Source organism: Rhodococcus sp. WS1, from assembly GCF_003797745.1.
Classification (GTDB): Bacteria; Actinomycetota; Actinomycetes; order Mycobacteriales; family Mycobacteriaceae; genus Rhodococcus_F; species Rhodococcus_F erythropolis.
This window is the reverse complement of record NZ_RKLZ01000002.1, coordinates 483,519-507,725: the sequence shown is the minus strand read 5'-3', so window position 1 is coordinate 507,725 and position 24,207 is coordinate 483,519. Positions and strand designations below refer to the sequence as shown.

The following is a 24,207-nucleotide window of genomic DNA, read 5'->3' as shown; positions in this document are numbered from 1 at the left end:
CAGCGCAGGGTGCCAGGAGTTCCACCACTCCACGATGGGAACCAGCCAGGGAGTCCAGATCTTCCAACTGTCACCGAGTCCGTACGGCGGTATCGGAATCATGACCATCGCCTCCTGAACGTCCCGCAGACAAACTCGTCCGTGAATCTGATGTATCCCAACGCACCTACGCTTGGGCCTGCTGGTCTGCCTGCAGGTGCTTGACCGGGCATCCCGTGGGGAAGGTGCCGAGGTCTTCGACCTTGTAACCGTTCGGGTAGCTGCGGATGTTGGGCAGCTCGCGGGCGAATTTCCGCTTCGTGCGCACCGGGAAGAAGCGCAGCAGACGCGCACGGACCTTCAGCGCACCGCGCGAGACGACGCGCATCGCGGTGCTCGGGTGCTTGTAGTGGAAGGCGTCGAGTAGGTGGTCGTCCATGAGGGCGAACGCGAATCCCTTGACCAGAGCCTTCGGCGCCAGGTTGTTGGGCGGGAAGGTGCACATCAGGTCGAGGGTGGAATCAGCGACGGCCCGCGCTCCGGAGTCGAATGAAAAGTGTTCGCGCTCATAGTCGTCGAGAAGTTTGACGAACCCCTCGTAGGTGTCAGGAGTGTCCTTGATGTTCATGTACCGACCCAGGTGGCGGTAATAGTTCGTCGACCCGACGATCTCGTTGTCGGTCATCTTCCGCCAGCCGTACTCGTCGAGCCATCTGACCGGCGTGACGACAAAGGTGGCCAGAACGTAGAGCATGTTGTCGTTGGAGATGTCGTAAGAACCGTGCATCTGATTCATTCGACGCACGCTCTTGCGGCCTTCCGTACTGCTGAGGCCGTGCTCGAGGATGGCATCGAGGATCAGGCTGGTGTCGTCGTAGCGCTTTTGAACCTTGTCGGTGAACTCGCCCGTCGAGAAGAGGAGCTTGCCGATGGAAGGGACCGCGTACGTGCGAAAAAGGGCGAAGCTGAGCGCCTGATTGATGTCCCAGGGAAACTCTTGCGCCGCGAGAATGCGCGACATCTCTTCGTAATCGGTTTCGGGATCGAGTCGATCCGTGCGACTGCGGAGGTCGTAGCGCTTCATCTGAACACTCCCTGGGACTGGTCTGCGCGCTGCAGAGGTAGGTGTGAGCTGCACCACCGACTGTAGTTCTGACAACACGCGTTGTCTAGGGGTGTGAATAGTCGACTTTCCATCGTTTCGGGCGTTGTACCAGGGGTATCCGGAAAGTGTTGTCGACCCGAGGAGCAGCTATGAGCGTCACACGCACGGCCGGGGTTTTTGCGGCCATCGGATTACCGATTGCCGCGAGCGTCATGTTCGCCGGAGTCGCCTCGGCTGATCCGCCCCACCCTTTCGGCGGCGCAGCCGTCACCATCGGGTGCCCGAATCAGGGGTCACTGGCCTCGTTGACCGGGCTCACCGGCCAGTCCGGACCAGAGTCCAATCCGCCCATCGCCAAGGGCGATATTCGCTTCGATTCGTTCCCGGCAGCCGCGCCCATTCCGGCGGCGGGTCAGGTGACCGTTGCGTGGGTCAACACCGACACGGGTAAGTCCGGAATCGTCGACCTGGTAGGGGCGTACCCGTATCTCTCTGCGACGGTGAACACCGGCGTCGGCAATGTCGTTGCGACGGCGTTCGGTTCGATCAATTGGGGCAGTAGTCCCATCTGCCAGTCGAATCCGACGATCGGCAGGTTTATAGCCTGATCTTCGGCCCCTGATCGTCACAGCCTGAACGGGCACAGGGTTGGCGGTATCGCGTGATTATCTGTCATCTCGGAGATACCGCCGTGTCCGTCCCATCCCATATTCTGAAACGTGTTAGTTGAAAGCATATTTCAGGGATGGAAAAGGTGGCGACGTGAACGGGTCGAGCGCGCGTCAGTTGATGAGCCAGATGCTCGTCGAAAAACGAAACAGTCTTGCGCCCGAAAAGGTCGGCATGCGCTGCGAGGGTGCTCGCCGCATGCACGGCCTCAGTCGGCGTGATGTCGCGCAGATAGCCGACATCAGTTTCAATCACTATCAGCGGCTGGAACAGGGTACGTCCGTTGGTGTTTCGGCTCCGGTCATCGTACGTATCTGCGACGCCTTGTTGATGGAAGACGACGAGAAGGCGCGCATGCTGGCGTTGCACCAGGCATGGGCGCGCCCTCGTCGACCGCTGGCTGGATCCCGAGTTGTCGGCCCTCAGGCCGCCGGTGAAATCTCCGGTAGGCAGCGGGCGAGTTCGTCCGGCGTGTAGAAGAAACTCCCGGCGCTCACCGGAGCGCACGGGGCAGCAAATGCTGTCTCACGCTCGTTGTAGAGCATTCGGACCAGCCGCTCACCGTCCGGTCCGGCGTAGACGTCCCACTGCACGTTGGCGGCCATCGGGCTGACATTCGCTCCGCGCCAGGGGTTGTTCGCGTAGGTGTAGAGATCACCCTCGGCCTGCGAGACGGTGCTTCCCGGCAGTTTCAGGAGCGCAGCGAAGGGGATGATCGTTTCTGCGTGTGCAAATCGGAAGTCCGCTCCCGGCACGGCGGCGTCGCCGGTGTGTTCCTGCAACCCGCGCAGGAACTCGTGGCGCAGGACGGTTGCCATCCGGTAGGTGACGTCTTCACCGGTGAAGCCAGGACCCTTGGCGTAGAAGTCCTCGGCGTCGTTCGTGTACGCGAGCCACTGAGCGTCGTCGGAGTCGATGAACCGCTCGAAATTCCACTTGCCTTCTTCGGCCATGCCCGGAGTGATGATGTACGTGTTGTACAGCATGTACGCGGCGTCGACCTCGTTGTCGATCGTGCTGGAACCCTTACCGCGGTCGACGAGTGAGAACTCGCCCGCACTCAGCCGGTTCACGAAGTCCTCCGAGTAGAGCCTGAGCATCATGTGCCGCGAGACCTCGCGGGTGCGGGGAAGATCGGCGATCTGGTCGTCGACGGCTTTCAGTCGAGGATCGGACTCTTCGTAGTCCTTGTAGTCGGCGTTTGCATCCGAGTCGTGGAAGTAGAGAAGGTCGGCATCCGTGGTCACCGGCGCAACATCGCCGGCGACGGCCGGAAACGCACCGGTCAGGCCCTGAGCGAAGTTCTCGGCGCTGTCCACGGCACGGTCGACGCCCGACGAAGTCAAAGTGATGGTGCCCTGTTGCGCTGCGATGGCGTCGAACAATTGCGGGAGGCGCTCGGTGACGCGCGCTCCGAGCTGCCGATGTTCGGCCACCCCGAGTCCGCTGAGGTTGCCGTACCCCAGCTTCTTGTTGGCGGCCATGAGATCACGAAGCGCCGGGCCGAACTCCTTGCCGACGGGAGTCAATGCGTTCTCGGCTTCGGCGATTTCCCACAGCTGCAGGCTCAGGTCGTCGTACTTCAGGCTCGACAGTGCTCTGGAGCCATGGCGCGCAACGCTTTCCGTGTACACCGGGATATATCCGGTCGGCGGCGCCTGATAGTCGGCGATGCGCTGGCCGGGAGTGTAGGGCGTCTTGGACGTGAAGCCGCCGTCGCTGACGGTCGGTATCTCTGTCGAACCGGAACTCGAACCGGCGTCGAGCGAACCGAACGGTGACGCCGTGGCGATGGACTGAACGCTGCTGGTGACAAGCACGAGTCCGACAGCGCCGGCAGCGGCCAGCACGCCGAAGCGTGAGCTTCGCATGGTGAGTTGATCCTCTCCGTCGGTGCCGAGGTGACACGACGGAAGGAAAGTTAGAACAGCTAAGCGTCCGAATTGCACCTATTTGCCCATGTGCAGATGGACGCGGGGTTACAAGTTTCGGATTCGCGGAGCTCAGGAGGGTTTGGCGGCAATCCCGATCGACACGGAGAGCGACAACGCGATGAGGGTCATGGCCAGCCACTGGTAGCTCTTGGGCGTGGGCTGCTTCTTACGTCCGAACTTGCTCACTGATGTCTCCCGTTTGTCCGTGGGTACTCAGCACATATTACTGTTCCATTACCCCGATTGCGTGGTCGACCTAAAACTGTGCGCGATCAGACAGCAGGCGGACCGTGAAGTCCGCCCGCTGCCCTGTGATCAGGAGGTCGTGCGCAGCTCCCGTCGCAAGATCTTGCCCGTGACGGTCTTGGGCAGTTCCTCCACCAGCACCACGGAGCGTGGGTACTTGTACGCCGCCATCCGCTGCTTGCAGTGATCGATCAGATCTTCCGGGGTGACGGACGCCCCCGCGACGAGGCTGACAAACGCCTTCACCGTCTCACCGCGGTATTCGTCGGCGATCCCGACGACTGCTGCCTCACGGACTGCGGGGTGCTCGGCAAGAACGTCCTCGACCTCGCGTGGCCACACCTTGTAGCCGGACGCGATGATCATGTCCTTCTTACGGTCTACGACGTAGAACCAGCCGGCTTCGTCCATGAAACCGACGTCGCCGGTGTGGAACCACCCGTCGCGAATGGCCGACGCACTCTCCTCCGGCTTGTTCCAGTAACCGCGCACCACCTGTGGACCACGGACGACCAATTCGCCGATCTCTCCGATCGGCAGGACCGCACCGCCCTCGTCTTCGATGCGGACCACGGTGTTGGGTACTGGAACGCCGACGGACAGTGCCCCGGACGTGGGGTCGACGGGGGTATCTGCCCCGACGGGAACGGCGTGAGTGGGCGACGTGGTCTCGGTCAGCCCGTAGATGTTGTGCAGCGCAGCACCGGTCATGGCGCGGACTGCCTCGGCGGCTGTCGGCGAGATGGGTGCGCCGCCGGAATACAGCAACCGCATGGAGGTGAAGTCTTCGGGCGCGCAACCCGGAGTGTTGAGCAGTGCGGTGAACGCAGTGATGGCGCCGACTGTGAATGTCGGGCGGTGCTCACGAATCGCGTCGAGCATCACCTCGGGCTGGAAGCGATAGGCCAGCACCAGCGGCATTCTCGCCAGGACGGACACCGCGATGTGACCGATCAACCCCGTGATGTGGAAGAGCGGTGCTACGCCGAGAACCGTGTCTTTCGGGGTGAGCCCCAGCCAGTCACGGTAGACCTGGGCGTTGAAGGTCATGTTCGCGTGAGAGGTCATCGCTCCCTTCGGCGGACCTGTGGTTCCCGACGTATAGGTCAGTACCGCAATGTCTTCCGGTGCAGCGTCGGTAGTGATCGGATCGCCGAGACGATGCTGGTCGATCAGCGTCGCGAGATCGTCGGTACCGAGGTCCTTCTTCACGATTCCGTCGAAAATCCTCGGATCGTTGCGGCTTTGGTACTCGAGTTCCGAGGTGGTGATGACACGCCTGACCGGCGAGTCGGAGACGACGTTGCGGCCGACGGACTCGTAGAGCCCCTCGAGAGCGATCAGAACCGCTGCTCCGGAATCTTCGAGTTGGTATCCCAGTTCTCGTTCACGGCTCATCGGATTGATTGAGACTGCGACGCCGCCGGCTTTCCAGATTCCGGCGAGGGCGAGCACGAATTGCGGAACGTTCTGCAGGAAGAGTGCAACACGGTCTCCCTTCGCCAGACCACCTGCTCGTAGTGCGCGGGCCAGGGCGTCACTCTGCTGATCCAGTTCAGCGAAACTGAGTTGACCGTCGAAGTACTTCACAGCCGTGGCGTCCGGATCAGAGCGGACCGCCGCTGCCAACATTTCGAGCATTGTGGGCTGTTCGACGTCGATGTCGGGGGGAACGTCGTTGCGGTACAACGCCAACCAAGGGCGATCCTCGTATGTCATTTGATGGCAACCGGATTCACGGGAGAGCCGCTGGCCTTGGCAACCTTGAGCGGTGCGGCGACGTACAAGAACGTGTACTGGCCGTCGGACGCGCAGTCCGCGGCCAGCTTCTCCAGATCGCAGATCTCGGTGAACACCACACCGAGATTGCGCATCAATGCGTTGTGGAGAACCAGTGCCACACCGTTTTCGGGGTCGGTGGTGACCTCGTTTGCAATGGTGTCGGTGACGAGGTTCGGAATCTCCATGTCCTGGAACCACTGGACGAGTTCGGGGCTGTAGATCAAGCCGGGCTCGCAGAAGCCCTCGTAGAAGGCTTCGCCCTGGTCGAAGAACAGCTTGAGGAAGTTGGTGCGGATGACGAGAATGTCACGCTTCTCGATGGTGACGCCCTGCGCTTCGGCACAGGCCAAAAGATCATGGTGCGTGAAGGTTTCGGCCTTGTCGAGGTTGTCCTTGCCGCGGAACTTCGCCATGTCGAGAAGTACTGCGCGTCCGACGACGCCGCGGTCGGCAATCGGTTCGACGCTGGCCTTCTCCAGGCCGCCGACAGTGGTATCAGCCGAGTATCCGTTCCACAGGGCGCCGTCGTACCAGACGTGGCCGAGTGCGTCGTACTGCGTCGAGCCCTGCAGGAACGCGTCGATCTTGTCGTCCGCGTAATGCAGGCCACCGGGGAAGTTGGGGGCGTCGTCGCCGTCCCAGCTGCTCTCGTCGAAGATCTGTGTGCGCTCGGCGGGGCTCCGTCCCGGCCAGACCGGATCCCCCTTGGGATCGCCGATAAGACGTTGGAGTGTGAACACGGAACCCTGCTTGATGGTTCCGACGCCACGAAGCACCTGTCCGGCGTCGAGGTAGTTCAGTGAACCGACCTCGTCGGACTCTCCCCACTTGCCCCAGTTGCTGGGTGCGTCGCGCAGGAGTTCTCCAAGATATGGCGCCTCGGTCATGGTGATTCGATCCTCTCGCTACCGACACCGAACGATCGCTCGGGCGGAGCTGGGTCTTTGTGATCCACATCATGTTCAGGCCGATAACTAGTAGTCAACACGTTCATAGATTTCCGTGGTCATCGCATTGTTGGAAATCCTATGTTCGGCAATACTGAACACTGTGACCGAATTTGAGAATGCTGTCCTGATCGGGGCGTCGATCCGGCAAGCGCGGCGTCACAGCGGGCTCTCGCTGCGTGAATTGGCCAGGCGTCTCGATGTCAGCCCGGCGACACTCAGCGCTGTCGAGACCGGAAAGACCAGAGTCAGCGTCGACAGGTTGGCGGCAATCGGCGGGATTCTCGGAGTGCGTTTCGACGCTCTGCTCCCGGCTGCGATAGTGCGTCCGCCGGAACAGCCGCGATGGGGAGGCGACGACGCCGACCCGGACGCACATTTTCGCCCGAACGAGTGGCGAAGGTTCGGTCCGAGTTCGTTCGATCCGGTGTTGGCTGCCGCGCTCGCGGAGATGGTGAAGACCGGATATCACGGCGCTGCGATGCGTGAAATCGCCAAACGTGCGCAGATGAGTGTTCCGGGTCTGTATCACCACTATTCCAGTAAGCAACAGATGTTGGCCGAAATTCTCGACCTCACCATGGCTGAACTGAACACGAGATCGTTGGCGGCTATCGAAGAGGGCGAAAGTCCCGACGAAAGATTGGCTTTCCTTGTCGAATGTGTGACCTTGTTCCATATCTATCGGCGTGATCAAGGATTCCTCGGCGCCAGCGAAATGCGCAGTCTCACAGCCGAAAACAGGTTGCGCATCACGGAATCACGCAACTACCAGCAATGGTTGATGACGAAGCAAGTGGACGACGGAATCGCCGCCGGTGTGTTCGAGACGGATCGGCCGCGACAGGCCGCGCGTGCGATTGTCGTGATGTGTGTCTCTGTCGCGCAATGGTATCGGCCGAGTGGGCCGCAAACGCCCGAGGAAATTGCACGTGACTACGTGCGTTTTGCGCTCGATCTGGTGCGCCTTCAGCGACCGTGACGGACGTCATCCGGTTCGGGTGATGCGCCTGCGGGCAAACGGGTCCATGCTTGGAAGGTATCCGTACCGCGACTCGAGTAAGGAACGAAACCCAATGTCTTCCAATCTGTCTCACAAGGCCTACATGATCGGTGCCGGCATCGGAAACCTCTCGGCTGCCGTCTATCTGATTCGAGACGGTGAGTGGAACGGTGAGGACATCACCATCATGGGCCTGGACATGCACGGAGCGAACGACGGCGAATCCGCCGCTACGTTTCAGCACCAGTACGGCCATCGCGAACTCGGTAACGACGCGGGTTTCATCAACCGCGGCGGCCGCATGCTCAACGAGGAAACCTACGAGAACCTCTGGGACATATTGAGTGCGGTTCCGTCGCTGGACAACCCGGGAAAGTCGGTGACGGATGACATTCTCGACTTCGACCACGCGCACCCCACGCATGACGTCGCACGGTTGATCGACCGAGACGGTATTCGCAACAAGGGCGAGAACGATTACAAGCACATGCAATTCGACAACAAGGACCGGTACTTGTTGACGAAGCTGATGACGATGCCGGAGTCGGACGAGGCAAAACTCGACGACATCAGCATCGAGCAGTGGTTCGAGGACACTCCGCACTTCTTCACCACCAACTTCTGGTACATGTGGGAGACCACTTTCGCTTTCAAGCGGGTGAGTTCGGCGATGGAGCTTCGCCGGTACATGAACCGAATGATTCTCGAGTTCAGCCGCATTCAGACGCTTGCGGGTGTCACCAGGTCCCCGTACAACCAGTACGAGAGCATCATCTTGCCGATGCGGACCTTCCTCGAAGGTAAGGGCGTGAAGTTCGTCAACGAACTGAAGATCACGGAGTTCGTGTTCAAGGACACCCCGCTTCGAGACGAGATCATCGTGACGGGACTCGATTACGAGAACGTCCGCACCGGCGAGAAGGGCCGAATCGACGTGGCGGAAGGCGATTTCGTCTTCGACACCAACGGCAGCATCACCGACAGTTCGTCGATCGGCGATCTCGACACCCCGATCGTCGAAGACATGAGATACGCACCGAGTGCGCTGCTGTGGAAGCAGGCCACCGAGCATTTCTACGATCTCGGGAATCCCGACAAGTTCTTCGGGGACCGGGCGCAGAGTGAGTGGACCAGCTTCACCGTCACCACTTCGTCACACGAGCTCATCAACGAGATTTCCCGAATCACCAAGCAGCTCCCCGGAAATGCACTCAACACGTTCGTGGACTCGAACGTGCTTCTGTCGATCGTGGTTCACCATCAGCCGCACTACCACGCGCAGAAGGAGAACGAAGGAGTCTTCTGGGGTTACTGTTTGTTCCCGCGCAAGGACGGCGACTACGTGAAGAAGCCGTTCATCGAGATGACCGGCCGGGAAATGCTGGAAGAGACTCTCGGGCATCTCGAGGCACTCGACGAGAGCGGTGCGCTCGCCGCGCGCCGACAAGAGATTATGGACAGCGTCGTGAATTCGATTCCCAGCCACATGCCTTACGCCAGTGCGCTGTTCAATCGGCGAGCCGTCGGCGACCGGCCGCTGGTGGTGCCGAAGCACTCCAAGAACCTGGCCTTCATCAGTCAGTTCGCGGAGTTGCCGTTCGACATGGTGTTCACCGAGCAGTACTCGGTGCGCTGCGCTCAGGTGGCCGTCTACAAGTTCCTGGGGATTCCGGAAGACAAGCTCACCAAGATGCATCACTACGAGAAGGATCCGAAGGTCCTCGCCAAGGCCGCAGTGACGATGTTCCGCTGAGGGGTGCTCAGCGACCGTGCCGCTTCTCGTAGTCCTCGCGAGTGCGATCGGCACGGCGCTGGGCCTTCTCGTCGAGCAATTCGGGATCGAGTCCGTGGCTCAGCAGGCGGTGACGGCGGTAGATGGTCCCGAGCGCCACGACGAAGTACGCGAGCGGGATGAGCAACAAGGCCATCATGGCCAAGGGAATCCAGATCGGTCCCGGAATCAACAGGAACAGCAGAAGAATCAGCGTCGCCGGCACGGTGAAACGAATGATGTAGCGAGCCTGTGCACCCGGTCCGACCAGATCGTTCCGCACCCAGTCCTGGTACCGGTCGGGGAGCGTCTTCCCCAGGAGGTATCCGCAGTACTGGGGAAAGTTCGGGCGAGTCTGTTCGGCCATGGCCTCCAGGATAGTGCCTGGTACTGCCGCTTACGCCGGTGCCTTGAACGTGCGTCGGTAGGCGCTCGGTGAAACGCCGAGCGCTTCGTTCATGTGTTGACGCATCGATGTCGCAGTCCCGAAGCCGGTTCGAGCTGCAATTGCATCGATCGACAGATCGGATTCCTCCAGCAGCTCGCGTGCCCGATCGACGCGTCTGCTGGTCAGCCAGCGGTTCGGTGTGGTTCCGACTTCGTCGCGGAATCGACGGCTGAAGGTGCGGACGCTCATGTTGGCACGCGTCGCCAGGTCTGCCAGCGTGATCGGATCGCCGAGATGTTCGAGGGCCCAGTGCCGAGCGTCGGCAGTCGATTCCGAAGGCTTGTCGGCCAGTGGGCGGCGGATGTACTGCGCTTGGCCACCGTCGCGCCACGGCGGTACGACGCAACGCCTCGCGACGGTGTTCGCCACTTCCATGCCGTGGTCGCGCCTGACGATGTGCAGACAGAGATCGACGCCTGACGCCACGCCGGCCGAGGTCAGGATGTGGCCTTCGTCGACGAACAGCACGTCGGGATCCACGTTCACCTTGGGATAGACACGCTGGAAATGGTCGGTGTTGCGCCAATGCGTCGTGGCGCGGAGTCCGTCGAGCAAACCGGCCGCGGCGAGGATGTACGAACCGGTGCAGATCGAGACCAGCCGGGTCCCCGGGCGGATGCGGTCGAATGCTGCGGCCAATTCGGGGGAGAGATAACCCTCGTCGAAGGCCGGGCCCAATTCGTACGACGCGGGGATGACGACGGTGTCGGCGGTGGCGAGCAACTCGCTCCCATGGTCGACCGAAATGCTGAAGTCAGCGTCGGTCTGCACGGGATTGCCGTCGACGGTGCACGTCAGGATCTCGTACAGCGGCCGATCCTCGACGTCGAGGGCACGCCCGAAGATGCGCGCGGGGATCCCGAGTTCGAAGGGAATGACTCCGTTCAGAGCCAGTACGACGACGCGATGCGGACCAGACATGGCTCGATCCTTTCATATATTGGCAATCTGGCCACTGTTCTCGATCGAATCCGAACTGCAGAATTCTCTCTGTGACTTCTGAGACCGCTCTCCCCGAATCGGGCCCGCAGCAGGTGAGCCCCCCGCGCTTTCACCGCGCATGGTCCGTCGCGATCGTGGCATTCCTGGCATTGGTCGGTGCGGCGAGCTTCCGCTCTGCCCCATCGGTGCTGATCGATCCGCTGCACGAGGATTTCGGGTGGTCGCGCGCCAGCATCTCGGCCGCCGTCTCGGTCAACCTGATCCTGTACGGGCTGACCTCGCCGTTCGCCGCCGCCCTGATGGAAAGGTTCGGTATCCGGGCGGTCGTCACCTCGGCGTTGGCGCTCATCTCGCTCGGCAGTGGTCTCACGATCTTCATGACCTCGAGTTGGCAGCTCATTCTGCTGTGGGGTGTGTTCGTCGGCCTCGGTACGGGTTCGATGGCGCTGGCGTTTGTCGCCACCGTCGTCGATCGCTGGTTCGTCGAAAAGCGTGGTCTCGTGACCGGCATCCTGACGGCCGGTGGTGCTGCCGGTCAGCTGGTGTTCCTGCCCGTCCTGGCGAAGCTCGCGGAAACGTACGACTGGAAGAGCGTCGCCTTCACAGTTTCGTTTGCCGCACTGGCCGTCGTGCCGTTCGTTCTGCTGTTCCTGCGTAACTATCCGTCAGACGTGGGAACGACGCCGTACGGCGCGCCCGCCGATTACGCCCCACCCGCCAAGCCTGTCTACCAGCGCGGCGGCGCCGGAGGCCGGGCGATCTCGGTGCTGGTGATGGCGTCGAAGACCAAGGTGTTCTGGCTTCTCGCCGGTACCTTCGCGATCTGCGGCGCGAGCACCAACGGCCTGATCGGAACGCACTTCGTCCCGGCGTCGCACGATCACGGAATGCCGATCACGACGGCCGCGTCCCTGTTGGCGTTGATCGGAATCCTCGACATGGTCGGCACCATTGCTTCGGGTTGGTTCACCGACCGGATGGACTCGCGAAAACTTCTCGGCATCTACTACCTCTTCCGCGGAATCTCGCTGCTCTTCCTGCCGCTGCTGCTCGCCAACACCGTGAATCCGCCGATGATCGCGTTTGTCATCTTCTACGGGCTCGATTGGGTGGCGACGGTTCCGCCGACGGTCGCGCTGTGCCGTCAACACTTCGGCGCCGATGCCCCCATCGTGTTCGGTTGGGTGCTGGCATCGCACCAGATCGGTGCAGGTCTGGTGGCCTTCTTGGCTGGCCTCGTTCGTGATCAGATCGGCTCGTACGACGCTGCATTCTTGGTGGCCGGCGCGCTCTGCGCGATCGCTGCAGTCATGTCGTTGTTGATCGCAAAACGTCCGAAAGAGGCAGTATTGGTTGACTCTGTCTGATTCGGCACTGTGATCGGTACCACCGACGGGGTAAGTTGTGTGTAACTCCAAGAACTACTCACCAGTAGGGGTACTGAAATGCCTGCTCCGTCCGCTGCGACCTTCTCGCGGCTCGCCGATCTGATCGCCATCGACAATGTTGCCGATCGCCCGACGAAGTCCATCACCGAGGTGTTCACCGGCAAGGAGCTGGCGACCATCCCCGTTGGCACCGCCGACGACGCACTTGCGGCCATCGCCCGTGCGCGCGTCGCCCAGAAGGAATGGGCCAAGCGTTGCGTCCTCGACCGCGCTGCCGTCTTCCACCGCTACCGCGATCTCATCCTGGAGAACCGCGACGCCCTCATGGACATGGCTCAGGCCGAGACCGGAAAGTCGCGTACCGCAGCTCAGGAAGAAGTCCTCGACATCTCGATGACGTCGCGTCACTACGCACGTGTGGCTCCGAAGCTGCTGCGTCCGCGTCGCGTCTCCGGCATGCTTCCGGGTCTGACGAAGACCGTCGTCCGCTACCAGCCGAAGGGTGTCGTCGGCGTCATCTCGCCGTGGAACTACCCGATGACGCTGGCCGTGTCCGACGCCATCGCCGCGCTGCTCGCGGGCAATGCCGTTGTCCTCAAGCCGGACAGCCAGACGCCGTACTGCGCGCTCGCCTGCGTCGAACTGCTCTACAAGGCGGGACTGCCCCGCGACCTCTTCGCCGTGGTTCCCGGACCGGGCTCCGTCGTGGGCACCGCGTTGGTCGAGAACACCGACTACCTCATGTTCACCGGTTCCACCGCGACCGGTCAGCTCCTCGCCGAGCAGGCCGGCCGCCGACTGATCGGCTTCTCCGCCGAACTCGGTGGCAAGAACCCGATGATCGTCGCGGCCGGCGCAGACCTGCGCGAGGTCACCGACGCCGCTGTGCGTGCGTGCTTCTCCAACTCCGGTCAGCTGTGCATCTCCATCGAGCGCATCTACGTCGAAGAGTCCATCGCACCCGAGTTCATCCGTATGTTCGGTGACCGCGTCAAGAAGATGAACCTCGCCGCTGGTTACGAATTCGGAATCGAGATGGGCAGCCTCGTCTCCGAGGCCCAGGTCAAGGCAATCTCCGCGCATGTCGACGACGCAGTGGTCAAGGGCGCCACCGTCATTGCCGGTGGCAAGGCCCGCCCGGACATCGGACCGCTGTTCTACGAGCCCACCCTGCTCACCGGGGTTCCCGAAGACGCAGAGTGCTACCGCGACGAGACCTTCGGGCCGCTCGTCTCGATCTACCCCGTCAAGGACGTCGAAGAGGCCATCGCTGCGGCCAACGACACCGAGTACGGCCTCAACGCCAGTGTGTGGGCGGGAAGCAAGGCTGCCGGCGAAGCTATCGCAGCGCGCATCCACGCCGGCACCGTCAACGTCGACGAGGGTTACGCACCCACCTGGGGCAGCACCGCAGCACCGATGGGCGGCATGGGTGTCTCGGGCGTCGGTCGTCGTCACGGCGCCGAGGGGCTGATCAAGTACACCGAGCCGCAGACCGTTGCCACCACCCGCGTCATGAATCTCGGTGGACCGCGCGGACTTCCGGCCAAGGTGTGGGCAAAGCTCATGCCTCACGCCATCAAGATCATGTCCTGGGTTCCGGGCCGGTAACGGGTGGAAACCGCCAGCGCGTACATCGAGGCAACTCCGGTATCGGTGTGGAAGGTTGTCAGCGACATCGAAGGTATGGGTCGCTTCAGCCCTGAAAACACCGGCGGAACATGGACTTCCGGAACCCCGGGCACCGTGGGCGCAAAGTTCAAGGGCACCAACAAGCACGGCCTGATTCGGTGGAGCACGCACTGCACGGTGGTCGACGTGGTCGACTGCCGGAAGTTCTCCTTCGAATCGGACGAGCCGAAGGCTCGGTGGACGTACGTGCTCGAGCCTTCGGGAACGGGCACCGTGCTTACCGAGACTCGTGAAATCTATGCGACGCCTGCGCTTTACGTCCGCATGATGTCGGGTAGCGGCCTACTCGGTCGGGGTCGAGATCAGCTGATGCAGACCGGAATGGAAACCACTCTGGCGCGCATCAAGGCGTTTCTGGAGAGCTAGAAACATACACAAGTGGGGCTGCACTCGATTCGAGTGCAGCCCCACTGTTTTGTCTCTATCTGTTCGACAGCTCGCCGATGTCGGAAGTCGACACCCGATTCTCGTTCTTGCCGGCATTGCGGAAAGGCATGCCGACCGTACGGAGGTCGATTCCCTTGGTCTCCTTCATGATCAAGGCGGCAATAAGGGAGAGCAGGCACAGTGCTCCGACGTACACAGAGAACACCCATCCGAGATCTCGCGAGGTCAACCAGGTGTTCAGGTATGGCGCAGTACCGCCGAAGATCGCAACGGACAGCGAGGTAGCGAAGCCGACTCCCATCGCGCGTGCACGGGTCGGGACGAGTTCGGACATGAGCGCCGGATACATCGCGGACGCGCAGCACCATACCGCCAATCCCATCGCCTGCGTCACGAACAAGGTCCACGGCTGGGCGGTAAGGATAGCCGCGATCGGCAGTACGAGGACAGCGCCGGAAATGCCGAAGGCTGCCGCCATGGTACGCCGACCGTACTTGTCCGAGAGGTGACCCGAGAGTGGAAGTAGTGCCAGCACAACGAGTTGGGCAAGCAAGCTTGCAATGAAGGCTCCGTTGGGATCCATTCCCTTCGCTGAAATTGCATACGCTGACGCGAAGGTGGCCCAAGTGTAGTAGGCCGCGTTCTGCCCCGCAGACAGCATGAGAATCAGCACACCGATCTTGACAATGTCCTTTCGTGCGATCGGAGGTGCCGTAGCTGCAGAATCCGAATTCTCTTCGAAGTGAGGCGATTCGGATGCTGCACGACGCAAGAACAATGCGTAGAGACCGAGTACGGCCCCGATGGCGAAAGCAATTCGCCATCCGTATCTGCTCATGTCGTCTTTTCCGAGGATCCCCGTCAACAATGCTGCGACGAGAGTCGCCAGCATTACTCCGAAGGTGACAGCCGTGAATACCGAACTGCCCCAGAGCCCTCGGCGATCTCGAGGCGAGATCTCACCGACGTAGGTGTAGGACACGCCGGCCTCCCCTCCATGCGCGAGGCCCTGCGTCAGACGTGCAATCAAGAGCGCGAGCGACGCCCACACCCCAATGCTCTCGTAGCTCGGGATCAATGCAATTGCCAGGCTTGCAACGGCCATCAGGCACATCGTGAGCACCATCGTGAATTTTCGACCCTTGCGGTCCGCCAGGCGCCCGAAGACAAGGCCACCGAACGGCCGCGCCACGAATCCGACTGCGAACACCGCAAGTGTCGACAGCAGGGCAGAAGTGGGATCGCTGTCATCGAAGAAGTTCGAGGCCAGGTATGTGGAGAAGATTGCGTACAGAGTCCAATCGAACCATTCGAGGATGTTTCCGGACACGGCTGCCCGGAGCGAACGGGCGCGATCTAGTGCGGGGGTTTGTTCCGGAGGTGCAGAGCTGTTCATGTGAGCCTTCTCGAGATGTCAGTATGTTTGTCGTTCAACAAGTTCGCTGGATATGGGCGTTCAGCCCATATGGAGTCCGCCGTTCACATGAATCACTTCGCCGTGCACGAAACTCGCGGCTGGACTGCACAAGAACCCGACCACGGAAGCAACCTCGGCGGCGCGGCCGAATCGGCCCATCGGCGTCGAACGGATGAGGTGGTCGTTTTGGCTGTTGACCAAATTTGCAGTCATCGGTGTTTCGATGATGCCGGGCGATACTGCATTGACTCGGATCGATCCGCCCAGTTCCCAAGCGAGACTGCGAGTGAAAGCGAGTAGTCCACCTTTTGACGCCGCGTAGTGAGCGTGATTTCGACTGCCGCGATGGCCTGCCATGGATGTCAGATTGACGATCGAGCTGCCGTCACGCATCACCGGAATGGCGGCGCGTGTCAAATACATTGCCCCGTCGAGGTTGACGGACATGACCGTTCGCCATTGCTGGTCGGTCATCAACTCCACTGACTGTTCGGGATAGATCCCCGCAGCGACGATCAGATGGTCGATCCCCCCGAAATGCCTTTGCGCAACCGCAACGAAGTGATCATTGCTTTCAGGTGAAGCAGCATCGAGTTCGGTTGTCGCTATACGATTTCCGTCAGGATCCAGGGAAGCTCTGATCGCGGAGAGTGCTTGTGTATCCAGGTCGCCGAGTACCAGATTCGCCCCTGCTGCGTACATCTGCTCGGATACCTGCCTGGCAATTCCTCCTGCGGCTCCGGATATTGCAATGGTGCGATCGGTGAAGTCGTACAAGTCGCTTTCCTTTGATCAGCGCACTTTCGACGAACCTCCCGGCGAAGAATCAGGATGGGTGCTGTCGAAAAGTTCGGGATGCTTGGTTAATTCGGTTCTGGTTCTTCGTATGTGGCCGGTCAGGCACCGTTCGGCATCGATCTCGTCTTTGCGCACGATGGCTTCGATCAGTAAGCGATGCTCGTAGTTGATGACCCAGGTTCGTTCGGGACCCGTCAGCCGGGCATATGCCCGACGGTAATGCTGAGTGGTATTCCAAAACCGCGTCACCATAGTTATCAACTGAGGAATCTCGCAACCGCTGTAAGTGAGTAGATGCAACTCCCGGTCCAGTACCAGGAATCGGTCTACGTCCTCGTTGGCTTCGATCTCTTCCTGGATACTCCAGAGTCGATCATGCACACTGCTGTTCAGATGCGGGATGCTCTCCGCCAGCGCCATGGGCTCGATACGTTCGCGAATGCGATACACGAAATCGCATTCCTGCATATCCATCGAGGACACCCACGCGCCGCTGTTCGCCTTCAGTTCGACCAGGCCTTCGGATTCGAGCATGCGCAGCGCTTCTCGCACCGGTAGTCGACTCGCGCCGAGTCGTTCGGCTATCTCCTCCTGGCGGATTCGAACTCCAGGGAGTAGGCGTCCGGAAAGTATGTCTTCGCGGATATGGGCAGCGATGCGGTGGCTCGCGACCGTGGTGGGGCCGTTCGCAGAATCGGCTTCGGACAACGGTGCTCCTCGAGATGGGGGACGGGCGCAGTTCTGCTCGGCCACGGATCGAGCGGGTGCCGGAGTTCATTGTTCACTGCGGACATGCGTGATGGTGTTCGGGATGATCCGTGTCGCGGATTGGATCCAATTGTGCCTGTTTGCATGTTTGACCGCGGTCGCGATCTGGCTTGAATGCTTCACCGCTTTGGATCCAATCGTTTAAGTTTGCATGCCGGACAAAACTCACAGCTCGTATGTTGCGCGGTGTTGCACCAGTTCGTCAAGTGGGGCAGGCCACATTTGCTTCCGATAGAGACCTGGTCGGGTTTGCGAATGGATCCATTCGATGGCAATGTGAGGCCCAACACGGAAAGTGGACCGCCCCGCGCGAGTCCCTCCGCGCTGTCCAGACGCGCTGCCAAAGCTTGGCCGTCCAAAGGCCTGATCCGGAGACTGACTATGACCACGCACAAGAAACTCACCGCAGCATCACCATGGGTGGAACTGGCAACATCGAACAAGGACTGGGATGCGGCCGCCCCGTCGCTTCTCGCCACAATGCTGGCTCAGACGATCTTGATCCGATCCTTCGAGGAATACGTCCTGGAGTTGGCGGGGAAGGGACTGATCCACGGTCCGGCCCACTCCAGCATCGGACAAGAGGGTGGGGCTGTGGGGTCGATCGTCGGCCTCACATCCGCTGACTCCATCAACGGTTCCCACCGCGGACATCATCAGTTCCTTGCCAAGGCGCTGGCCCATGTGGCTGTCGACGGTTTGGATCCGACCGCTGAACTCTCGCCAGAGGTCCGTACCGTACTGACCCGCAGCCTCGCAGAGATCTGTGGTCTGTCGCGCGGCTACTGCCGTGGTCGTGGCGGGTCCATGCACCTGCAGTGGAAAGAAGCCGGCGCGATGGGTACGAATGCGATCGTCGGAGGCGGGGTACCGCAAGCTGCAGGGTTTGCCTGGGCGCACCGTCAGGCAGGAACCGATGCCGTCGCAGTTACCTATTTCGGTGATGGCGCGGTCAACATCGGTTCGGTACTCGAATCGTTCAATCTGGCAGCAGCCTGGGATCTTCCGATCTGCTTCTTCATCGAGAACAACCAATATGCGGTTTCCACACATGTCGCGGAAGCGACCGGTGAACCGCGATTGTCGGCACGCGGGCTCGGGTTCAACATTCCTAGTTGGAAGGTTGACGGTATGGACCCGCTTGCGGTCCACCTCGCGATGCAGGAGGCCCTCACCCATATGCGTTCGGGTAAGGGCCCGACGATCATCGAAGCTGATGTCTACCGCTTCTTTCACCAGAACGGTCCATTCCCGGGCAGCGCTTTCGGCTATCGCACGAAGGACGAAGAAAAGGCCTGGAAAAAGCGCGATCCGCTTCGTCTGCTCACCGATCAAGTAGTCCGTCGGAAGCTGCTGACGGAAGCCGACGTAGCCAAGGCGGTCGCGCAAGCCTCCCGAGTAATGCAGGAGATCGGTGGCGAGCTGCTGGAAACAGTGCCAGGGGGCAAGCCTGGTGAGGCCAGAATCAAGGCATCGGAATGGCCGGATGTGAACTTCGTCGATGTCGGGATACGTGGTGATCTCAGTGAGTTCGGGGGTGCCCGATTCGTCGAGCCAGAGGAGTTCGCCGGTGAGATGGTCGATCGGAAGTTCATCGACGTCGTGGCGGAGGTGATGGACCGTCGCATGGACGCCGACAACTCCATCGTCGTGATGGGTGAGGATATTCATCGCTTGAAGGGCGGAACGAACGGCGCTACAAAAGGATTGGCTGATCGATACCCGGGCAGAGTGCTCGGCACTCCGATCAGTGAGAATGCGTTCGCAGGCCTCGGTGGCGGAATCGCCTTGGACGGACGGTACAAACCAGTCGTCGAATTCATGTACGCCGATTTCATGTGGGTGGCAGCCGACCAGATCTTCAATCAGATCGGAAAGGCGCGACATATGTTCGGAGGGGACAGCAACGTTCCATTCGTATTGCGCAGCAAGGTCGCTATGGGGACCGGCTACGGCTCGCAACATTCCATGGACCCTGCCGGCGTGTTTGCAACTGCCCCGGGATGGCGCATCGTCGCACCGTCCACGCCGTACGACTACATCGGCTTGATGAACAGCGCTTTGCAATGCAACGACCCGGTGGTGGTCATCGAGCACGTAGACCTATATGGCACGAGCGGCCAGGCGCCGACCGATGACTACGACTACTTCCTGCCGGTCGGGAAGGCCGCAGTGCGTCGGCGCGGAAGCGATCTCACGATCATTTCCTACCTGTCGATGGTGGGGCATTGCCTCGAGGCAGTGGATGAAATCGGGACAGTCGATGCCGAGGTCATCGATCTCCGTTGGCTCGACCAAGCGAGTATCGACTGGGACACCATTGGCGAAAGCATCAGAAAGACCAACAACGTGGTCATCGCTGAGCAAGGAGCATACGGAACGTCATACGGCGGCTGGCTCAGTGATGAAATCCAGCGCCGATTCTTCGATTGGCTTGATCAGCCCATCCAGCGAGTGACGGGGTCTGAGGCATCGCCGAGCATCAGCAAAGTGCTCGAACGTGCGGCAATTGCACAGACGGATGAAGTGGTCGAAGCGTTGAAGAGGATCACTCGATCGTGAAGCGACCGAACCGAACCCACTTACCCTCATCGGCAGAAATTCTCTAGGAGCAATCAACCGCCATGGCGACATTACTGCGCATGCCAGAGGTGGCAGCCGGAGCTACCACCGTAATCCTCTCCGAGTGGCCGCTTGCTGTCGATTCGGAATTCGATGTCGACGAACCGTTGGCCGTTCTCGAAACGGACAAAGCGACGGTTGAGATCGAGGCCGAGTCCGCGGGTGTACTTGTACACACATTCGTCGAACCAGGGACATCCGTCGAGGTCGGTGCACCGATCGCCGTCCTCGCTGATCGGGGCGAAGTCGTGAAGGATATTGCGGCATTGCTGGCCGAGCTCGGGGTCCGTGATGCCCATGGGTGCTCTGCCAAGCCTGAAACATCCAATGCTGTAGACGAACCCGACGGTACGTCGTCTCCGACCGTGCCGGGCGAGAAAGTGGCCGATGAGAGGGCGCCGCGAATTTTCGCGAGTCCCTTGGCGCGACGCCTAGCGGAATCGGCAGGGCTGAACCTCGGTGACATCGTGGGATCGGGCCCGAACGGACGCGTCGTACGTAACGATGTCGATGCCGCAATAGCAGTAAAGGGCGCTTCGGCACAGGCCGTCGCAGTGAAAGATGTTGGTGTCAAGGACGCTGGTGTCAAGGGCCATGGCTCTGCCTTCACGGACACACCGCACACGAGACTTCGGCGTGCAATTGCTGCTCGGCTGACATCGAGTAAGCAGACACAGCCCCATTTCTACATCTCTGGTTCTGCTCGGGTCGATGCGTTGCTGGAGGCGCGCATGCAGCTCAACGAAGTCAGCGCTTCCAAGGTGTCGGTCAACGATCTGTTGATCAAAGCGATGGCGAAGGCGCATACGCTGGTGCCGGAGATGAACTCGATCTGGGTCGAAGACGCAGTGAGAACCTTTGCCAAGGTGGATATTTCGATCGCGATAGATTCCGATCGCGGGTTGCTTACTCCCGTTCTGCGCGGGGTCGACGCCATGTCCATTTCCGAAATTGCTAGCGCTACAAAAGATTTAGTAGCGAGAGCAGGTGCAGGGAAGATTCGGCAGGACGAACTCGAAGGTGGGTCGACGACGATCTCGAACCTCGGGATGTTCGGGGTCGAGGAATTTTCGGCCATAATCAACCCTCCTCAATCGTCGATTCTTGCAATTGGAGCAGCGACCGAGCAGCCCGTTGTCGTGGCGGGACGGCTGGAGGTCGGGACGGTCCTACGAGTGATTCTCTCGGTTGATCATCGTCCGATCGACGGGGCGATCGCCGCGAAGTGGATGAAGCATTTCACCACAGTTCTCGAGAACCCGATCCAGATCTTCGGCTGAGCAGACATCGCGAGAAAGTGGGAGGCACAGGTATGAATTCACACTACGACGTGGTCGTACTCGGAGCTGGGCCCGGTGGCTACGTTGCGGCCATCAGGGCCGCGCAGTTGGGGCTCTCCACTGCTGTGGTCGAGGAAAAGTACTGGGGTGGCGTATGTCTGAACGTCGGATGCATTCCGTCGAAGGCACTGCTACGGCACGCGGAGATTGCGCACCTGGTGACCGACGGAGCCTCGATGTTCGGAATCGAAGGTGTCACTTCGGTTGACTTCGGGGTTGCGTTCGACCGCAGTCGATCTGTTGCGGACGGCCGAACCAAGGGCGTCAATTACCTGATGAAGAAGAACGGTATTCGGCAGTACAACGGTCGCGGCGTATTTCGTGGACCGAATACCCTCGAGGTATCGGGGGTTGATTCCGCGACGATAACTTTCAACAACGTGATTATCGCCAGTGGAGCAGAGCCACGGCTACTTCCAGGCACGACTCGCAGCGACAATGTAGTCACGTATGAGGAGCAGATTCTCACTCGCGAGCTGCCGAAGAGCGTGGTCATCGCCGGTGCAGGAGCGATCGGTGTGGAATTCGCCTATGTCCTGAACAGTTTCGGAGTTGACGTCACGCTGGTCGAGTACGCAGAGCGGATCCTTCCGCTGGAAGATGCGGATGTATCTGCCGAACTGTCGAAGCGATACAAGAAATCCGGGATCACGATTCTGGTTTCCACTGGGGTGGAGGAGATCGTCGGTTCGGGTGGCCAGGTCAAGGTAGTAGTGAGGCAGGGTGGCGAGGCGCGAACGCTGCTCACGGACAAGGTGATCCAAGCGATCGGATTTGTTCCGCGGACCGACGGCTACGGCCTCGAGACGACAGGCGTCGAACTGACCGAGCGAGGAGCCGTGATGGTCGACGAGTACATGCGTACTTCAGTGCCCGGAATCTTCGCAATCGGCGACGTCACCGCACAGTTGATGCTCGCTCACGTCGCAGAGGCCCAGGGCGTGGTCGCGGCTGAGACGATTGCCTGCGTAGACACCGTCCCTGTCGACTACCCAATGATTCCCCGCGCAACTTTCTGCCAACCCCAAGTTGCCAGCTTCGGATGGACGGAGCAGCAAGCGAGGGACAAGGCCGACACCATGGGCTGGGATGTCAAGGTGGCTACCTTTCCGTTCAGTGCCAACGGCAAGGCGCATGGTCTAGGGGATGCTGTCGGGTTCGTGAAGCTGATCAGCGACGATACGTACGGTGAGTTGCTCGGTGGACATCTGATCGGACCGGAAGTGACCGAGTTATTGCCAGAGCTGACGCTCGCTCAGAAATTCGAACTGACAGTTGAAGACCTCGTACGCAACGTTCACGCTCACCCGACACTGAGTGAGGCGCTGCAGGAGGCTTTCCACGGGCTTGCCGGACACATGGTCAATCTGTGAACGGACTGCTGTTGAATTGGTCCGATAACCGAACCGAACGAGGAGTGGCAAGTGATAGGCGTCAAGGCAGACTCGCTCCCTGAGCCTCTGCGGGGAAACGCCGTGGCACAGATCGCCATGATTGTGCCTGATCTGGAATCGGCCGTTGCGCTGTGGAGCGGCATTCTCGGCCGAGACGATTGGTCGATCTACACGTATGGGCCCGACAACGTTCCGGAGTTGAGCTACCGAGGTGAGGAAGGACGGTTCGGCATGCGCTTGGCTTTTGTCGGTGTCGGTCCCCAAATCGAGCTGATCGAACTCCTCGAAGGCCCCAGCTCGTACCACGAATGGCAATCGCGTCACGGTTTCGGATTGCACCATCTGGGTTTTGTCGTCCCGTCGATCAAGGACGCGATGATCGAAATGGCGGAACACGACGTCGATTTGATTCAGTCGGGGTACGGCTATGGGGCGAACGGGGACGGAGGTTTTGCGTACTACGACACTCAGGATTCGGTCGGCGCGATTGTCGAGCTCATCGAGGTTCCATCGATCCGACGACCATCCGAGGTTCTGTAGAAGCCGCGTCGATGAGCGCGGTGTAGACACGCTCCGGCTCTTCGGCGATGCGATTGAGTACGTACAGCCACCACTGTGTTCCGAAGATGACGTATTCGCGTGTGGTGAAGCCCGCGGCTCGGAGTGCGTCCAGTTGCTCGGTACCGAGACCGAGCAGCATCTCGAACTCGACGTGCTCGCCTCTGAGCTTCGAATCATGCTCGGCACGTAATGCTTCGAGGATGTCGCGGTCATGCGTCGCGATGGAAACCTGGTGACCCGATTCGACGATTCGGGCAGCGTAGTCGAGATACGCGCTGCGCAGTTCGGCACTACCGCTCGGGTAGGCGACGGATTCGGCTTCGAGGAAGGCGCCCTTCACGAGACGGATGCGGCCGGGTCGGTCCAGCAGAGCGGCGAGATCCTTTGCGGTCCGGTGCAGTCGGGCCTGAACAGTGATCCCCACGTGAGTGAAGCGCTCGGCCAGCCGCGCGTGCATGTCGAGGACCAGGTCGGTGCGATCGGACGCTTCGGCGGAGATGATCAGCTCGGCACCTGCGCGTTCCGTGGCCTCGGCCAGGCGCACGACATTGCGAAAGCACTGCTCCGGATCGATTACCAAGCCGATGTGCGAGAGGTCGAACGACACGGTGCTCTCGACACCCGACGTGCCGATTCGTTCCGCGAGTTCCACGAAAACATCGGTTTCGGCGTTCGCGAGCTCGGGATCCCGGACGCTTTCCCCGGTGTATTCGATGCTCGCCTTGTGTCCTCGCGCGAAGATCGAGGGGAGGCGGTCGAAAGCGTCGTCGATGGTTTCGCCGCCGATGTAGCGAGCGGCGACTTTCCGTGCGAGTGCTGCAGTCGCAGCGTCCGCCATGGTGCGTTCTTTCAGGGATTCGTCGAGTGCGAGGCGGCGTAGGACGTCTGCGGCCTGGGCTTGTAGATCCGTGTTCACGGCTTCAGCGTATCCGGACGAGGGTGCGGGAATTATTCTCCGGACCCTTGCGTTCGATCTATTGTCGATATATCGTCGATACGTCAAACAAACACAGA

General features: G+C 60.6%; 21 protein-coding genes. 11 read left to right on the top strand and 10 right to left on the bottom strand.

What is annotated here, in order from left to right; all coding sequences use genetic code 11:
* Positions 1-166 precede the first annotated feature (166 nt).
* The gene (locus tag EEB12_RS14885; protein ID WP_141488024.1) at positions 167-1,063 is read right to left on the bottom strand and encodes an oxygenase MpaB family protein; all 897 of its coding nucleotides are present in this window, start codon (positions 1,061-1,063) and stop codon (positions 167-169) included.
* A 170-nt stretch (positions 1,064-1,233) separates the two neighbouring features.
* Here EEB12_RS14885 and EEB12_RS14880 point away from each other — a divergent pair, with 170 nt between their 5' ends.
* The gene (locus tag EEB12_RS14880) at positions 1,234-1,692 is read left to right on the top strand and encodes a hypothetical protein (protein WP_019746277.1); all 459 of its coding nucleotides are present in this window, start codon (positions 1,234-1,236) and stop codon (positions 1,690-1,692) included.
* Between the two features lie 154 nt (positions 1,693-1,846).
* Positions 1,847-2,230 carry a helix-turn-helix domain-containing protein gene (locus EEB12_RS14875; protein ID WP_141488023.1) on the top strand — a complete coding sequence of 128 codons (384 nt, stop codon included), beginning with the start codon at positions 1,847-1,849 and terminating at the stop codon, positions 2,228-2,230.
* Here EEB12_RS14875 and EEB12_RS14870 read toward each other — a convergent pair.
* The 3 genes from EEB12_RS14870 to EEB12_RS14860 form a co-directional block, all read right to left on the bottom strand.
* Entirely contained in the window at positions 2,176-3,624 is a 1,449-nt protein-coding gene (locus tag EEB12_RS14870; RefSeq protein ID WP_141488022.1) for a histidine-type phosphatase, read from the bottom strand. The two genes, EEB12_RS14875 and EEB12_RS14870, sit on opposite strands and share 55 nt — an antisense overlap.
* 378 nt (positions 3,625-4,002) lie before the next feature.
* On the bottom strand, positions 4,003-5,652 hold the full coding sequence (locus EEB12_RS14865; protein WP_070384746.1) for a class I adenylate-forming enzyme family protein: 1,650 nt from the start codon (positions 5,650-5,652) through the stop codon (positions 4,003-4,005).
* Positions 5,649-6,602 carry a cyclase family protein gene (locus EEB12_RS14860; RefSeq protein ID WP_070384747.1) on the bottom strand — a complete coding sequence of 318 codons (954 nt, stop codon included), beginning with the start codon at positions 6,600-6,602 and terminating at the stop codon, positions 5,649-5,651. Before EEB12_RS14860 ends, EEB12_RS14865 begins: the two co-directional genes overlap by 4 nt.
* Positions 6,603-6,717: 115 nt before the next feature.
* On the opposite strand from EEB12_RS14860, the gene EEB12_RS14855 reads away from it, so the two are divergent.
* The gene (locus tag EEB12_RS14855; protein ID WP_029254130.1) at positions 6,718-7,644 is read left to right on the top strand and encodes a TetR family transcriptional regulator; all 927 of its coding nucleotides are present in this window, start codon (positions 6,718-6,720) and stop codon (positions 7,642-7,644) included.
* A 22-nt stretch (positions 7,645-7,666) separates the two neighbouring features.
* The gene (locus tag EEB12_RS14850; RefSeq protein ID WP_306294060.1) at positions 7,667-9,418 is read left to right on the top strand and encodes an oleate hydratase; all 1,752 of its coding nucleotides are present in this window, start codon (positions 7,667-7,669) and stop codon (positions 9,416-9,418) included.
* A 7-nt stretch (positions 9,419-9,425) separates the two neighbouring features.
* On the opposite strand, the gene EEB12_RS14845 is transcribed toward EEB12_RS14850, so the two are convergent.
* Both EEB12_RS14845 and EEB12_RS14840 read right to left on the bottom strand, forming a co-directional pair.
* Positions 9,426-9,803 (bottom strand): DUF5313 family protein, encoded by a 378-nt coding sequence (locus EEB12_RS14845; RefSeq protein WP_003943558.1) that lies wholly within the window; start codon positions 9,801-9,803, stop codon positions 9,426-9,428.
* A 30-nt stretch (positions 9,804-9,833) separates the two neighbouring features.
* Positions 9,834-10,805 carry a GlxA family transcriptional regulator gene (locus tag EEB12_RS14840; RefSeq protein ID WP_133728244.1) on the bottom strand — a complete coding sequence of 324 codons (972 nt, stop codon included), beginning with the start codon at positions 10,803-10,805 and terminating at the stop codon, positions 9,834-9,836.
* A gap of 71 nt (positions 10,806-10,876) precedes the next feature.
* Between EEB12_RS14840 and EEB12_RS14835 the strand changes: the two genes are divergently transcribed.
* From EEB12_RS14835 to EEB12_RS14825, 3 genes are all read left to right on the top strand, one after another.
* On the top strand, positions 10,877-12,193 hold the full coding sequence (locus EEB12_RS14835; RefSeq protein ID WP_141488021.1) for an MFS transporter: 1,317 nt from the start codon (positions 10,877-10,879) through the stop codon (positions 12,191-12,193).
* Positions 12,194-12,271: 78 nt separating this feature from the next.
* Positions 12,272-13,825 (top strand): succinic semialdehyde dehydrogenase, encoded by a 1,554-nt coding sequence (locus tag EEB12_RS14830; RefSeq protein WP_141488020.1) that lies wholly within the window; start codon positions 12,272-12,274, stop codon positions 13,823-13,825.
* 3 nt (positions 13,826-13,828) lie between these two features.
* Entirely contained in the window at positions 13,829-14,272 is a 444-nt protein-coding gene (locus EEB12_RS14825; protein ID WP_019746286.1) for an SRPBCC family protein, read from the top strand.
* A 55-nt stretch (positions 14,273-14,327) separates the two neighbouring features.
* Here EEB12_RS14825 and EEB12_RS14820 read toward each other — a convergent pair whose 3' ends face one another.
* Genes EEB12_RS14820 through EEB12_RS14810 form a run of 3 tightly spaced genes read right to left on the bottom strand, consistent with a single transcriptional unit; the run spans position 14,328 to position 17,261 of the window.
* Positions 14,328-15,689, bottom strand: coding sequence for an MFS transporter (locus EEB12_RS14820; protein WP_019746287.1), 1,362 nt, complete (start codon positions 15,687-15,689; stop codon positions 14,328-14,330).
* Between the two features lie 60 nt (positions 15,690-15,749).
* Entirely contained in the window at positions 15,750-16,487 is a 738-nt protein-coding gene (locus EEB12_RS14815) for an SDR family NAD(P)-dependent oxidoreductase (RefSeq protein ID WP_019746288.1), read from the bottom strand.
* Between the two features lie 15 nt (positions 16,488-16,502).
* Positions 16,503-17,261 carry a GntR family transcriptional regulator gene (locus EEB12_RS14810; protein WP_258537323.1) on the bottom strand — a complete coding sequence of 253 codons (759 nt, stop codon included), beginning with the start codon at positions 17,259-17,261 and terminating at the stop codon, positions 16,503-16,505.
* Between the two features lie 396 nt (positions 17,262-17,657).
* Here EEB12_RS14810 and EEB12_RS14805 point away from each other — a divergent pair, with 396 nt between their 5' ends.
* From EEB12_RS14805 to EEB12_RS14790, 4 genes are all read left to right on the top strand, one after another.
* Complete coding sequence (locus EEB12_RS14805; RefSeq protein ID WP_029537334.1) at positions 17,658-19,838, top strand: thiamine pyrophosphate-dependent enzyme; 2,181 nt, start codon at positions 17,658-17,660, stop codon at positions 19,836-19,838.
* Positions 19,839-19,900: 62 nt separating this feature from the next.
* A complete protein-coding gene (locus EEB12_RS14800; protein ID WP_141488019.1) occupies positions 19,901-21,178 on the top strand; it encodes a dihydrolipoamide acetyltransferase family protein in 1,278 nt (425 codons plus the stop codon).
* A gap of 32 nt (positions 21,179-21,210) precedes the next feature.
* Positions 21,211-22,611, top strand: coding sequence for a dihydrolipoyl dehydrogenase (gene lpdA / locus EEB12_RS14795; RefSeq protein WP_141488018.1), 1,401 nt, complete (start codon positions 21,211-21,213; stop codon positions 22,609-22,611).
* Positions 22,612-22,713: 102 nt separating this feature from the next.
* On the top strand, positions 22,714-23,172 hold the full coding sequence (locus tag EEB12_RS14790) for a VOC family protein (RefSeq protein ID WP_256065320.1): 459 nt from the start codon (positions 22,714-22,716) through the stop codon (positions 23,170-23,172).
* On the opposite strand, the gene EEB12_RS14785 is transcribed toward EEB12_RS14790, so the two are convergent.
* The gene (locus EEB12_RS14785) at positions 23,129-24,109 is read right to left on the bottom strand and encodes a proline dehydrogenase family protein (RefSeq protein WP_141488017.1); all 981 of its coding nucleotides are present in this window, start codon (positions 24,107-24,109) and stop codon (positions 23,129-23,131) included. The genes EEB12_RS14790 and EEB12_RS14785 overlap by 44 nt on opposite strands.
* Positions 24,110-24,207: the final 98 nt, after the last annotated feature.